Below are 14,288 nucleotides of genomic sequence, written 5' to 3'. Positions count from 1 at the left end.
GTTTTAATTTTTTAATCTTTAAATCTTTCATATTTTAATTAGAAACTACATTCAGCATTTTTTGAGTAGCAATGATAGCGGCAACGGTCTGGTCAGAGTCTAATCCTCTTGTTTTAAATTCTTTTCCGTTATGTGTCCATGTGATGATGGTTTCGCATAATGCATCCGAGCTACTGCCAGGAGGAATACGAACCGCATAATCGATTAATTTTGGTAAAACCATTTTTTTGGTTTTATAAATTTTAGAAAGTGCATTCATAAAAGCATCAAATTGTCCATCACCTTGTGCATTTTCTTCTATAATTTCTCCATCAATTTTTAAGCAAAGTGTAGTCGAAGGGCGTAATCCTTTGGAGTGAACCAAGATATACGATTCTACTACAATTTTTTCTTCATAAGAATGACTGTCTAATACATCAGAAATGATATATGGTAAATCTTCCTTGGTAACAGTTTCTTTTTTATCTCCCAATTCAATGATTCGTTGGGTAACTAATTTTAAATCTTCAGGATTTAGTTTTAATCCTAATTCTTGAAGATTCTTTTCGATATTGGCTTTTCCGGATGTTTTACCTAAAGCATATTTTCTTTTTCTTCCAAAACGCTCCGGAAGTAAATCATTAAAATATAAATTGTTTTTGTTGTCACCATCTGCATGAATTCCTGCGGTTTGTGTAAAAACATTATCACCTACAATAGGTTTGTTTGCTGGGATTCTATAACCTGTAAATGTTTCGACCAATTTACTTACGGAGTATAGAGATGATTCTTTTATATTGATTTTTACATTTGTAATGAAATCATTTATTACAGCAACGGTACTTTCCAGAGGAGCATTTCCGGCTCGTTCACCCATTCCGTTTACGGTAACGTGTAATCCGTTGATACCTGCTTTTACAGCTTCCATAACATTGGCAACACTTAGATCATAATCATTATGAGCATGAAAATCAAAATGTATGTTGGGATATTTGGCGGTAATTTTAGATATAAATTCAAAAGTATCAGTTGGAATAAGAACACCTAAAGTATCTGGTAATAATATTCTCTTAATAGGTTGAGTCGTTAAAAAATCTAAATATTGAAAAACATATTCAGGGGAATTACGCATTCCGTTACTCCAATCTTCCAGATAGATATTTGTGGCTATTCCATTTTCATTTGCAAAAGCAATAGATTGGGCAATTTCGGAAAAATGTTGTTCAGGTGTTTTTTTTAATTGATGTGTTAAGTGGTTTAAAGAGCCTTTAGTTAATAAATTTTGAACTTTGGCTCCAGCTTTTTTCATCCATTCTATAGAAATACCACCATCGACAAAAGCCAATACTTCGATACGATTGTCATATCCTTTTTCCTGAGCCCAGGACATAATGCCTTTTACACCTTGAAATTCGCCTTCACTTACACGGGCAGAGGCAACTTCGATACGATCAATGTTTAATTCTTCAAGCAATAATTGTGCAATGGTTAATTTCTCCGCAGCAGAGAAAGATACTCCCGAGGTTTGTTCACCATCGCGAAGTGTAGTATCCATTATTTCAATTTTTCTTTTTTCCATATTTTTATTGCTGTTAGTATTGATGAAGCATTTTTGATTAAAATGGTCTTTTAGCGTTCATTTGATTATTTGATTCCTCCAAACACAGAGAAATTACTGTTTTTATGCAGGACGTCAACATATGAAAATCCTGTTTTTTTTAATACATCCAATTGGTAGATTACTGATCGTGGTGTGTCCTCTTTGGCAATGTAATCAAATACATTTTCTTGATAGGCTACACCACCAACAGATTGTAAATAATCCGAATAACGTTTCCACATTAATTGGTCAATAGCAGGATGATCGTGTTTGATTAAATCTGAAATCCAAAAACAGCCTCCCTTTTTTAAACTTTTATATATTTTGGTGAAGACCGTTTCCCATTCTTCATCTGATCTTAAATGATGCATGGCAGCACCAGTAACCACAATGTCGAAAGTTTCATCAGGCAATTCCATATTCAAAAAATCGGTTTGAATAGCAGTGATTTTCCCTTTAGAAACTTTAGAAATTCTTTCTATTGCTTTGTCCAGCATAGGTTGACTCAAATCAATCAAAGTGGAATCAAAGTCAGGAATAAGACTTAATAATTTTAAAGAATAATTGCCTGCACCACAGCCCAAATCCAAAACCTGTTTGGCATCAGGGCAACAGGCGCTAGCTGCTTGGGTTAATAATTCTAAACTCAAAGTGGCGTCAATAGTACTGATTTGGCCTGTTTCTAGATTAGAAAAACGCTCTACTTCATTGTCAAAGCGCTGTTGTATTTCAGATAATGTTGATTTCATTTTTATAATTTAAAATTGCTTTTTATTCTCAAAAACCATCTCATAGTGTTCTACAACTGGGAATGGATTGTAATAATGATGTAACAATTTTTTCCATTCGAAATAGGCTTCGGATTCTCTAAAGCCAATGGTATGATCTTCTAATTTTTCCCAATCAACCAGTAGCAAATATTTGTTTTCTTCCTCAAAGCATTTTCTCAAACTATGATGTATATAACCAGGAATCGATTGAATAAATTGACTGGCAATGGCAAAGTCTCTTTCAAAATGAGTTTCTTCTCCTTTTTTTACCTGTAGAATAGCCATTTCTAAAACCATATCTATTTTTATTTACAAACCCGACAGATTTTGAAAAATGTGTCGGGTTTCTTGCTTAACTAATTGTATTTGTTTTTTTAGTAAGGCAGTTTATCTGCAAATCCCGTAATTTCTTCTTTAATGTTTTGCAAATAGTCAATATCATCAAAGCCATTAATCATATTGTTTTTTTTGTATCCATTAATGGCAAAAGATTCTTTTTGACCAGTTACTTTAAGCGTAATGGTTTGTTCTGGCAAATTGATTTCTAATTCTGTTTTAGGATCAGCTTCGATAGCTTTAAAAATAGTTTCGGCAAATTCTGGACTAACTTGTACAGGTAGAACACCAACATTCAAGCAATTTCCCTTGAAAATGTCTGCAAAGAAACTAGAAACTACTGCGCGGAATCCGTAGTCATAAACCGCCCAAGCTGCATGTTCTCTTGAAGAACCAGAACCAAAGTTTTTTCCGCCTACTAATATTTTTCCGCTATATGTTTTGTTGTTTAAAACGAAATCTGCTTTAGGAGTATCGTCCCCATTGTATCTCCAGTCTCTAAAAAGGTTGTCTCCAAAACCTTCACGTTTTGTAGCTTTCAGGAAACGAGCAGGAATGATTTGATCCGTATCTACGTTTTCTATTGGTAGTGGCACTGCACTACTAGTAAGGATATTAAATTTATCGTATGCCATTTTGTTTTGCTTTAGGCTGTAGGCTTTAGGCCTTAGGCTTTTCCCACAGTTGTATTATTATTTGCTTTAGGCTTGTAAGCTATGAGCTGTAAGCCTTTTTTAGATGTTCGTTACTTGCTTAAAGCCTATAGCTTAAAGCTTATTGCTTCTTATAAAAGATCTCTCGGATCAGTCAATTTTCCGGTAACGGCAGCAGCAGCAGCCATAATAGGACTTGCTAGTAATGTTCTGGAACCAGGACCTTGGCGACCTTCAAAGTTTCTATTTGATGTACTTACAGCGTATTTTCCGGCAGGAACTTTATCATCATTCATTGCCAAACAAGCGGAACAACCTGGCTGACGCAATACAAAACCAGCTTCAGTAAGGATATCTAAAAGACCTTCTTCTTTGATTTGTGCTTCTACAACATGTGAACCCGGAACTAACCAAGCAGTAACGTTGTCTGCTTTTTTTCTGCCTTTAACAATTTCTGTAAAAGCTCTAAAATCTTCAATACGACCATTGGTACAACTTCCTAAGAAAACAAAGTCAATAGGTTTGCCAATCATGACGTCATTTTCATGAAAGCCCATGTAGGCCAAAGATTTTTTATAGGTTTCTTCACCACCCTCAACTTGATCCGCGTTTGGAATATGTTTTGTAATACCAATTCCCATTCCAGGATTGGTTCCGTAAGTAATCATTGGTTCTATGTCTGCAGCGTCGATGTTCAATTCAGCATCAAAAACAGCATCAGCATCAGTTTTAAGAGTTTTCCAATAGGCAACTGCTTTATCCCAGGCTTCACCTTTTGGAGCATATAAACGTCCTTTCAAGAAATCGAATGTAGTTTGGTCAGGAGCAATCATACCACCACGGGATCCCATTTCTATACTTAGGTTACAAACGGTCATACGACCTTCCATAGTCATTTCTTCAAAAACATTTCCTGCGTATTCTACAAAATATCCTGTACCTCCAGAAGTGGTTAATTGTGCAATGATATAAAGTGCTACGTCCTTTGGACCAACACCTTTGCTCAATTTTCCGTTTACGTTGATACGCATTTTCTTTGGTTTAGGCTGCATGATGCATTGGGTAGACAAAACCATTTCTACCTCCGAAGTTCCAATACCAAAAGCGATAGCTCCAAAAGCACCATGGGTAGAAGTGTGAGAGTCACCACAAACAATAGTTGCACCAGGTAATGTAATTCCGTTTTCAGGACCTACAACGTGAACAATACCGTTTTTTTGATGTCCTAATCCCCAGTGAGAAATACCATATTCAGCTGCATTATCTTCAAGTGCTTTCAATTGATTAGCAGATAAAGCATCGGTAACAGGTAAGTGTTGGTTAATAGTAGGGGTGTTGTGATCTGCTGTTGCAAAGGTACGTTCAGGGTATAATACCTTGATACCTCTTTCTTTTAAACCTAAAAAAGCAACAGGACTGGTCACTTCGTGAATGAAATGACGGTCAATAAAAAACACATCTGGTCCATCTTCTATTTTACGCACCACGTGTGCATCCCATACTTTGTCGAATAATGTAGTACTCATTTTTAACTATTTTTTAGTGTATTTCTCTTTATACAATTAGGATAAAATTCCTAACAATTATATCATTGAACGCAAATTTAGAAAAGAAAAAAAAGGCGCCAATTTTGAAAAAAGGTTTTATACGATACCCAAAAAAGGATTTAAGTATCTATTGTACTTTAGTTGATGATTTTTGACAAAAAAATATTCTTTTCAATTTGACTTTAAATTTCTTTTCAAAGTTACTTTAATGTTAATTGTCGAGATTTTGATAATTCGTAAATTTATCGCAAAAACGGGGTTTAAAACAGGTATTTGTTTAAAAAATAAGCTAAAAATATCAAAAAACAACGGTTGTTGTCGTAGTTTGTATCTTGGCAGTTTTATAAAAATGAATAAAAAAATCAATTTATTTAGTTATTGATAATACATAATAGGAGTTTTTTGCCTCCCTTTTTTTTGATAAAAACTACGACATCCAAAAAAAGAGATGAGATAGATATTTGATTAAGAAATAGGTTTTTGGGAAGAATCAAAAGGGGTAAAATTTAAAAATTATTCAGGTGTTGGGTTGTTTATCTACTCCGATAAATAGCTTTAAATGAAATATATGGAGTTTTGCTGATAATGAAGTATCCTCAACTCAAATCGCATTATGATTAGAGTAGTTTTTATTTTTTTTACGAATGAAGCTACAAAATATAGTACTTGAAGTTTGCTTTTTTTTAATGCGGTTTTGTTAATAACTTCCGTGCCTCAATCCCTATAAAAAAACTAAATTTGACCCTCTGCCATTTTGAGTTTGTATGTTTTTTATAATCCATAAAATCAATATTTTAGGGTGATACAAAACTTAGGATTGAGAACTTTAATTTTTGCTTTTTAGAAACTATGTACTTAATATTCGATACCGAAACCACAGGATTACCCAAGAAATGGGGAGCACCCATTTCTGACACAGACAACTGGCCTAGATGTGTGCAAATCGCATGGCAGTTGCACGATGACATGGGGAAACTTATCGAGCATCAGGATTATTTGGTAAAACCGGAAGGATTCAATATTCCGTATGATGCTGAGCGTATTCACGGAATTTCTACTGAATTGGCCGAAGCAGAAGGTATTTCTCTGGCTGAAGTTTTAGAGAAATTCAACGTTGCTTTAGGCAAAGCCAAATTTATTGTGGGTCAGAATCTTGGTTTTGATGTCAATATTATGGGTTGCGAATTCTACAGAATGGGAGTTGCTTCGCCTATGGGAGAGATGCCAATTCTGGATACCTGTACTGAGGTTACAGCTTCGTTATTAAAATTACCGGGAGGTCGTGGAGGAAAATTCAAATTACCAACCTTAACAGAATTACACGAATATTTATTTGAAACTACATTTGCGGAAGCACACAACGCCACCGCCGACGTTGAGGCTACCACACGTTGTTTCCTGGAATTAATCCGTAGGGATGTTTTCACCAAAGAAGAACTAGATGTTGAGGTAGGTTATTTTAAGGATTTCAAAAGTAAAAATCCGCTTGAGTTTGAGTTAATCGGTTTAAAACATATCAACCTAAAAGAAGCATCGGACAAAATCCGACTTCAATTTAGTGAAAAAAACACTTTTTCGGTTTCTAAAGAAGAACTAGCCGATAATAAAAAAGCATTGATAGATGCGTCTTTTGCACATCTTCATAACCATACACAGTTTTCAGTTTTACAGTCGACCATAAGTATTGGAGGTTTAGTTTCGGTTACGGCCAAAAATAAATTTCCTGCTGTAGCAATGACAGATACTGGGAATATGATGGGGGCATTCCATTTTGTGAGTGCGGTCATGAATCACAACAAAGCAGCTTCTTCCAAAAACAAAGATTTGGTAGAAAATGGAGAAGAGCCAACGGAAACTGAAATCAAACCTATTGTAGGTTGTGAATTTAATATCTGTGAGAACCATTTGGATAAATCCAAAAAAGACAATGGATATCAGGTGGTTTTGCTGGCTAAAAACAAGAGCGGGTATCATAATTTAGCCAAGATGGCTTCTATTGCTTATACAGAAGGATTTTATTACGTACCCAGAATAGATAGAGCGATTGTCGAAAAATACAAGGAAGACATTATGGTTTTGTCTGGGAATTTATACGGAGAGATTCCGAGTAAGATCCTGAATATTGGTGAGAATCAAGCCGAAGAGGCCTTGCTTTGGTGGAAAGAACAGTTTGGCTCTGATTTGTATCTTGAAATTATGCGTCATAATCAAGAGGATGAAAATCGTGTAAATAAAACCTTGATTGAATTTTCGCAAAAGCACAACGTAAAGTTAATTGCTACCAACAATACTTATTATGTAAATAAAGAAGATGCTAATGCGCACGACATTTTGTTGTGTGTAAAAGATGGAGAGAAGCAGGCTACGCCTATTGGTCGTGGTCGAGGGTATCGTTATGGATTACCTAATCAGGAATACTATTATAAGTCGGAAGAGGAAATGAAAAAACTCTTTGCGGATTTGCCTGAAGCCATTGCCAATATTCAAGAAATTATAGATAAGGTAGAAATTTACTCGCTGTATCGCGATGTATTGCTTCCTAAATATGATATTCCGCAAGAGTTTGTTGTACCGGAAGACGAGACAGATGGAGGTGTTCGAGGTGAAAATGCTTATTTAAGACACCTTACAATGGTAGGGGCACAAAAAAGATATGGCGAAATTACTCCCGACATTCAAGAGCGATTGGATTTTGAGTTACTCACCATTTCCAATTCGGGTTATCCGGGATATTTCCTAATCGTACAGGATTTCATTGCGGAAGCTAGGAAAATGGACGTTTCGGTTGGTCCCGGTCGTGGTTCGGCAGCGGGTTCCGCCGTAGCTTATTGTTTAGGAATTACGAATATTGACCCGATAAAGTACGATTTGCTTTTTGAGCGTTTCCTGAATCCGGATCGTGTGTCCATGCCCGATATTGATATCGATTTTGATGATGAAGGACGAGGTCGAGTAATGGATTATGTAATCAAAAAATATGGAGCTAATCAGGTAGCGCAGATTATTACCTACGGTAAAATGGCAACCAAGTCAGCAATTCGTGATACGGCTCGTGTGCTGGATTTGCCTTTGTTTGAAGCCGATAAAATTGCAAAGTTGATTCCTGGGATGATGCCTTCTAAGTGGAATTTGGCCCGTTTTATTTCGGAAAAAGAAGAGGAGGTCAAGAAAGCCTTGCGATCGGATGAGTTTGAAAATGTAAAAGAACTGATTACGATTGCCAATGAAGATAATTTGGCAGGAGAAACCATCCAGCAGGCAAAAATACTGGAAGGATCGATGCGAAACACAGGTATTCACGCCTGTGGGGTAATCATCACGCCATCGGATATTACTAATTATGTACCGGTAACTACAGCCAAAGATTCGGATTTATACGTAACCCAGTTTGACAACTCCGTTGCCGAAAGCGCCGGACTGTTAAAAATGGACTTCTTGGGTCTGAAGACCCTAACCTTGATTAAAGACACAGTAAAACTGGTAAAATATAGAACTGGAATCGAATTAGATCCAGACACTTTCCCGATTGACGACATCAAGACCTACGAATTGTTCCAGAGAGGTGAAACGGTTGGGATATTCCAATACGAGTCACCCGGGATGCAAAAATACATGAAGGATTTGAAGCCTACAGTTTTTGGAGATTTGATTGCGATGAATGCTTTGTATCGTCCAGGACCTTTGGAGTATATTCCATCCTTTGTTCGAAGAAAGAATGGTGATGAAGAAATCAAATACGATTTAGATGCCTGTGCCGAATATTTGTCGGAAACCTATGGAATTACGGTTTACCAAGAGCAAGTAATGCTTTTGTCTCAGTCTTTGGCAGGGTTTACAAAGGGTGAGGCCGACGTTTTGCGTAAAGCGATGGGTAAAAAACAAAAGGACGTACTAGACAAAATGAAACCTAAGTTCGTTGCCCAAGCAGCTGAGAAAGGACACGACTCAGCGGTGTTAGAAAAAATTTGGAAAGACTGGGAAGCTTTTGCGAGTTACGCCTTCAACAAATCACACTCTACTTGCTATGCTTGGATTGCTTATCAAACGGCTTTTCTAAAAGCGCATTATCCTGCCGAATATATGGCGGCAGTTTTATCTAATAACATGAGTGATATCAAGCAGGTGTCGTTTTTTATGGAAGAATGTAAGCGTATGGGATTGCAGGTTCTTGGGCCAGATGTCAACGAATCGTTTTATAAGTTTACGGTAAATGATGATTACGCAGTTCGTTTTGGAATGGGTGCTATAAAAGGAGTAGGGCAAGGAGCTGTAGAAACTATTGTAGAGAACAGAAAAGACGGAAAATACAAGTCTATTTTTGACTTAACCAAGCGTATTGATTTGCGTGCTGCAAATAAAAAAGCACTTGAAAATTTAATTTTGGCTGGAGGTTTCGACTCGTTCGAAGGGACAACTAGAGCACAATATTTCCATGATGATGGAGACGGAATTACATTTTATGAAAAATCCATTAAATACGGATCTAAATTTCAGGAGAATGAAAACTCGTCGCAAGTAAGTTTGTTTGGTGAAACCAGCGATGTACAAATAGCGGAACCAATCGTGCCTCCTTGTGAAGATTGGAGTACGATGGAGAAATTAGCCAAAGAGAAAGAGGTGGTTGGAATTTATATTTCAGGGCATCCGCTGGATGACTATAAGTTTGAAATGAAATATTTTTGTAATGCCAAACTCGAAGCTTTAAAAAATATGGAGCAATATGTAGGTAAGAACTTGACCTTTGGGGGAATTATTACCAATGTACAGCATCGTGTAGCGAAGAACGGAAAAGGTTGGGGAACCTTTATGTTAGAAGGATATGACGAAAGTTATGAATTTAAAATTTTTGGAGAAGAGTATTTAAGGTTTAGACATTTCTTTATCCAAAACAATTTTACATTCATGAAAGTGTTGATAAAAGAAGGTTGGACAAACCAGGAAACAGGTAAAAAAGCAGAGCCAAGAATGCAATTTGTATTGGTTCAATACTTGCAGGATGTGTTGAGTACTTTTGCTAAAAAACTGATCCTTTTGTTGAATATAAAAGACTTGGAAGCTGAATTTATCCATAAACTGAATCGCCTTTTTCAAGAAAATAAAGGTGATAACACCGTTACTTTTGAAATCATGGAGTTAGAAAAGATAAAACGAATCGTAGAAACAACCCCTGAGTTTGCAGAAAGCGAAGAAGAAACTTTTGTGGATGAAAATGAAGAGGCAGCCGAAGTGGTTGAGAGTAAAACAGTAACAGAAGTAGAGGAAATAAAAGTAGTAACCAAATTATCGATGGCAAGTAGGAAGTTGAAAGTTCAAATTTCGAATGAATTATTGTTCGAATTAGAGAAAATGCAGATTAATTTTAAGTTAAATTAATTTTTTAAAAGTTAAAATTAAAGTGATTTTATATTTTTTGTGTTAAAATTATGCATGCATAGTAAAAAATTAGCCCAAGTATTAAAAATAGTATTAATTGCGAGTTTTGATGACTAAAAGAGTTGTTAAAAATATCTAAAAATATTTTATGTTTGTGCAAATTAATTAACAAAGAAATATGAAAAAAGGGTTATTATTATTCGGATTATTGGTTTCTACAATGACTATGGTAGGTCAAACTACAACAACTACTGCAGACAGTAAGCCGGAAACTTGGTATTTTAAATTAGGAGGTTCTTATTTTGTACAAACTGCAGCTACAGAATTTCCAGTAGTTTCTGGAGCATTGCCTAATACAGATGTATATGCTGCAAACGGAACTACTTTGGTTTCTAGAGAAACAAATCATGGTTCTTTTGGAGAAGGATTCCGTACAGGTTTAAATGTAGGATATCGTTTTTCACCACGTTTAGGAGTTGAGATGGGATTCAATTATTTCACAGGTGCTAGCAAAACTATGGTTGAGACTGTAAATAGATTAGTTGCACCAGGTGTTTTTGTTTCAGGAAAAGCTGAAGGGAAAATCACAGCTTTTGATATAGCTCCAGCTGTTGTTTTGTTTTTAGGTGAAACTAAAGGATTTGAGCCTTATTCTAAAGTTGGGGTTATTGTTCCAGTTGTAGGGGATTTAACAATCAAAACAAACAGAACTTACACAACTCCTGCAGGTGTAACAAATACGTATGGTAAAGAAGTGGTGTTGCCAAACCCAACAGTTGGTTTCATGGCAGCTTTAGGTACATCTTATAAATTAGGGAAAAACATTTCTGTTTTTGCTGAATTGGAATACCGTAATTTTACAGTTCACGGAAAAACTAAAGAAACTAAAACGTATACTGAAAATGGTGTAGATAAATTAAACACGCCAACTGGTTTCCGTCCTGATGCATCTTACTCTGCAAGTCACGTAGATTATGTTGAGCAAATTAATACTACTTCTAACAGTAAGGTAACAAATGCAGCTGGTTTTGATAATACTAAAGCTACTGATGATATTAGTTCTTATGTTGGAATTAGTGGATTAGGTTTGACTTTTGGATTGAAATATAGCCTATAATCAAATACGATTGAAATATATATTAAAGACCTTCTGAAAAGAGGGTCTTTTTTTTTGGTCTAAAGTTTATTGGAACGCTAATGCAAGAGAAAATCATTTTGCACCTAGTCTTTAGGGTGAGACTAAAAAAATTGAATTACAGCAGGAAATCGAAGATTAAATAGTTCCAAATTATTCGAAAATAATTAATAATAATGCATTGAGAATAGAAACTAATTATGTAGTTTGGCAAAATCACAAATTGCCTTTTCGGTTTTATAAAATTGAAAAGCAATTTTGAAAAATAACAGTACATTTACCACTTTTTTACAGACCACCCCCTTAATGAAAACTTACATAAATACCTATATAAATAACTTTAGAGGTTTTTCTAAAGAGATTTGGATACTAACACTTATTACCTTTATTAATCGAGCAGGAGCAATGGTAATGCCATTTTTGGCTAAATACTTGCACGAATATCTTTCATTTTCTTTTGAAGATGTGGGCTGGATGATGGCCTGTATAGGGCTTGGTTCGCTTGCTGGGACTTGGCTTGGGGGAAAACTTACAGATAAAGTTGGTTTTTATACCATCATGCTTTTGAGTTTATTACTCGTTGGACTTGGATTTATATCCTTGATGTTTCTTTATGAGTTTACAGAAATCTGCATTGGTTTATTTGTAATCAGCGCTATTGCAGATATGTATAAGCCCGCCATGTATGTGGCAGTGGGGAATTTTAGTACCAAAGAAAATCAAACAAGATCATTAACATTGATTCGTCTTGCGGTAAATCTAGGATTGGTTTCAGGGCCAGTTTTTGGAGGGCTTATTATTGCTAGTGGCAATTATGAATACCTTTTTTGGGCGGATGGACTAACATGTGTTATTGCAATTGTTGTTTTTATGTTGCTTATTGACGAACGTAAAATAACACAATTTCAAACACTGAAGGTAGAGGAAGCAAAGGTTAGTTTTAATGTTTTTAAAGATTCTAATTACATTGTTTTCTTGTCTGCCAGTTTTGTTACAGCCTTTTTGTTCTTTCAATTGTTTACTACTGTTCCAGTTTATAACACCACTAAATTTCACCTCAATGAAGTAGAAATTGGATTGATTTTATCTTTGAATGGATTGATTATTTTTTTGCTGGAAATGCCCTGTGTGAGCTATTTGGAAAAAAGAAAAACGGAGCCTTCCAGAGTAATACTTTTTGGTTCGTTTTTTATGCTGTCAGGTTTCTTTTGTTTACTGGTTGCTAATTGGATTCCTGTGCTGTTATTGAGTATTATCTTGATTACGATAGGAGAGATATTAATCTTTTCATTTTCAAATACCTTTGCCTTGTCACGAGCTAAAATTGGCTTTAAAGGACGATATATGGGAATGTATACAATGTGTTTTAGTTTAGCACAAATCCTGAGTCCTAAAATAGGATTTGCTGTAATTGGAAAATTTAGCTTTATGACCAACTGGGTACTTATGTGTGTGATTGGGGCTTTAGGTATTGTTTTGTATTTTTCATTAAACAGAAAAATTAATACTGAAAGAAGTGCTGCTGTTGTTGTTAAACAAAATATTTAATAATAATTCTGCCTCTAGGCTGACTTGTGTCTATTCTTACTAGCAAAGATCAGACAAGAAATTGTTTCGTCAGTTTGTCGTCGTTTGTTCGGCTTATTTTCAGAATAAAATCGTATGAACTTGTGTAATTCGTGTTAATTCTTCTTCTAAATCCTACATTAATTTGATGTAGGTAGAATAATTGTGATTTATAGGTGAATTTTTTTTGAATCATTTATATCTAGGTTCTAGAGAGTTATGAGTGATTTGTTTTTGAAGGCGAAAAAAGCTGGGAGATCTTATTAAAAAAAGGACTTAGATTGATTTTTTTGTGTAAATTTCGGACACATTCATGTTGTGGTTTAGAGTTTTTTATGACTGTTTATTAATGATTTGGATGCAGGCATATCATTAAAATAAAATCCAAAAGAATGGAAAATGAACAACTGAGTAATAATCTAATCAATAAAAGTTTTAAAACGGTCATAGTTGTATTGACATTAGTGTTGTTAAGCGGGTTATTTTATATTAATAAAAGGTCAGATCGTTCTAAAGAAGTTATAGCAACACTCCAAAATCAAAAAGAATATACCCTGAAAGAATTGCGATTATCTGAATCAAAGCTTAATAAAGTATTGGTAGATAATAGTAATTTGTCTAAACAACTGGTGGCTGAACGTACCAAATTGAAAAAATTAATCGCAGAGTATCAAAAAGCAGATGTGAGTGAAAGCTTGAATTTAAAGTATCAGAAAAAGTCGCAAGATCTTCAGAATAATGTGTTCTTTTTGATGAAAGAATTGGACAGATATAAAAAGAAGGCTGATAGTACAAGTGTAGCACTTGTAAAAACAAAGAAAAATAACGATAATCTACAGTCTAAGAACAGTGATTTGAAAACTCAAAACAAAAAATTGAGTGATAAAATAGAAGGAGCTGCGGTATTATCATATCTTGATTTTAAGGTTACACCTTTCAAACTAAGAAATTCAGGTAAGCAACTTGAAACCGACAAGGCAAGTAAGGTAGATTTGCTGAAAATAAGCTTTACAATTGCTGAAAATAAACTGTCTAAAGGCAAAGAAAAAAAGTATTATATTCAAATCATTGACAACATCAATAATGTTTTGGGTGAAAAGAAGACTATACTTTTTGGTAAAAAGAGTCTAGTTTATAGTATTATAAGCACTGTGAATTATAATAGCAAATCGATTACGGTTGATACTGAAATCCCAGTAAGTGATTTGACAAAAGGAATGTATTATGCCAATGTTTTTGATGAATCTAATATGATTTTGTCAACCAGCTTTGATTTGAGATAAATAATAGAACTCTAGTAAAAGGATTTTTGAGGTAATAGATTTCTAA

Annotated in this window: 9 protein-coding genes; 4 read left to right on the top strand and 5 right to left on the bottom strand. The window is 34.9% G+C overall.

Annotation, left to right across the window (positions count from 1 at the left end; translation table 11 throughout):
* Positions 1-34: 34 nt before the first annotated feature.
* The 5 genes from OZP08_RS01915 to leuC form a co-directional block, all read right to left on the bottom strand.
* Positions 35-1,558 carry an alpha-isopropylmalate synthase regulatory domain-containing protein gene (locus OZP08_RS01915; protein ID WP_281322862.1) on the bottom strand — a complete coding sequence of 508 codons (1,524 nt, stop codon included), beginning with the start codon at positions 1,556-1,558 and terminating at the stop codon, positions 35-37.
* Between the two features lie 65 nt (positions 1,559-1,623).
* The gene (locus OZP08_RS01910) at positions 1,624-2,328 is read right to left on the bottom strand and encodes a class I SAM-dependent methyltransferase (protein ID WP_281322861.1); all 705 of its coding nucleotides are present in this window, start codon (positions 2,326-2,328) and stop codon (positions 1,624-1,626) included.
* Between the two features lie 9 nt (positions 2,329-2,337).
* Positions 2,338-2,646: an antibiotic biosynthesis monooxygenase family protein gene (locus tag OZP08_RS01905; protein ID WP_268848065.1), complete on the bottom strand. Its 309-nt coding sequence runs from the start codon at positions 2,644-2,646 to the stop codon at positions 2,338-2,340.
* A 77-nt stretch (positions 2,647-2,723) separates the two neighbouring features.
* Positions 2,724-3,320, bottom strand: a complete 597-nt coding sequence (gene leuD, locus OZP08_RS01900; protein ID WP_268848064.1) for a 3-isopropylmalate dehydratase small subunit — start codon at positions 3,318-3,320, stop codon at positions 2,724-2,726.
* A 149-nt stretch (positions 3,321-3,469) separates the two neighbouring features.
* Entirely contained in the window at positions 3,470-4,864 is a 1,395-nt protein-coding gene (gene leuC, locus OZP08_RS01895; protein WP_268848063.1) for a 3-isopropylmalate dehydratase large subunit, read from the bottom strand.
* Between the two features lie 870 nt (positions 4,865-5,734).
* Here leuC and dnaE point away from each other — a divergent pair.
* The 4 genes from dnaE (at position 5,735) to OZP08_RS01875 (ending at position 14,242) form a co-directional block, all read left to right on the top strand.
* The gene (dnaE, locus tag OZP08_RS01890; RefSeq protein ID WP_281322860.1) at positions 5,735-10,258 is read left to right on the top strand and encodes a DNA polymerase III subunit alpha; all 4,524 of its coding nucleotides are present in this window, start codon (positions 5,735-5,737) and stop codon (positions 10,256-10,258) included.
* Positions 10,259-10,436: 178 nt separating this feature from the next.
* The gene (locus OZP08_RS01885; protein ID WP_268848061.1) at positions 10,437-11,375 is read left to right on the top strand and encodes an outer membrane beta-barrel protein; all 939 of its coding nucleotides are present in this window, start codon (positions 10,437-10,439) and stop codon (positions 11,373-11,375) included.
* 324 nt (positions 11,376-11,699) lie between these two features.
* The gene (locus tag OZP08_RS01880) at positions 11,700-12,941 is read left to right on the top strand and encodes an MDR family MFS transporter (protein WP_281322859.1); all 1,242 of its coding nucleotides are present in this window, start codon (positions 11,700-11,702) and stop codon (positions 12,939-12,941) included.
* 410 nt (positions 12,942-13,351) lie between these two features.
* Entirely contained in the window at positions 13,352-14,242 is an 891-nt protein-coding gene (locus OZP08_RS01875) for a DUF8428 domain-containing protein (protein WP_268848059.1), read from the top strand.
* Positions 14,243-14,288 lie beyond the last annotated feature (46 nt).

This window comes from Flavobacterium aestivum (assembly GCF_026870175.2).
In the GTDB taxonomy this organism is placed as follows: domain Bacteria; phylum Bacteroidota; class Bacteroidia; order Flavobacteriales; family Flavobacteriaceae; genus Flavobacterium; species Flavobacterium aestivum.
The sequence above is the reverse complement of the archived record's forward strand: the minus strand, read 5'-3'. Positions and strand labels throughout refer to the sequence as shown.

Excerpts from the sequence above, each read along its gene's own strand:
- OZP08_RS01915 (WP_281322862.1), bottom strand. The coding sequence starts at position 1,558 with ATGGAAAAAAGAAAAATTGAAATAATGGATACTACACTTCGCGATGGT.
- OZP08_RS01910 (WP_281322861.1), bottom strand. The coding sequence starts at position 2,328 with ATGAAATCAACATTATCTGAAATACAACAGCGCTTTGACAATGAAGTA.
- OZP08_RS01905 (WP_268848065.1), bottom strand. The coding sequence starts at position 2,646 with ATGGTTTTAGAAATGGCTATTCTACAGGTAAAAAAAGGAGAAGAAACT.
- leuD (WP_268848064.1), bottom strand. The coding sequence starts at position 3,320 with ATGGCATACGATAAATTTAATATCCTTACTAGTAGTGCAGTGCCACTA.
- leuC (WP_268848063.1), bottom strand. The coding sequence starts at position 4,864 with ATGAGTACTACATTATTCGACAAAGTATGGGATGCACACGTGGTGCGT.
- dnaE (WP_281322860.1), top strand. The coding sequence starts at position 5,735 with ATGTACTTAATATTCGATACCGAAACCACAGGATTACCCAAGAAATGG.
- OZP08_RS01885 (WP_268848061.1), top strand. The coding sequence starts at position 10,437 with ATGAAAAAAGGGTTATTATTATTCGGATTATTGGTTTCTACAATGACT.
- OZP08_RS01880 (WP_281322859.1), top strand. The coding sequence starts at position 11,700 with ATGAAAACTTACATAAATACCTATATAAATAACTTTAGAGGTTTTTCT.
- OZP08_RS01875 (WP_268848059.1), top strand. The coding sequence starts at position 13,352 with ATGGAAAATGAACAACTGAGTAATAATCTAATCAATAAAAGTTTTAAA.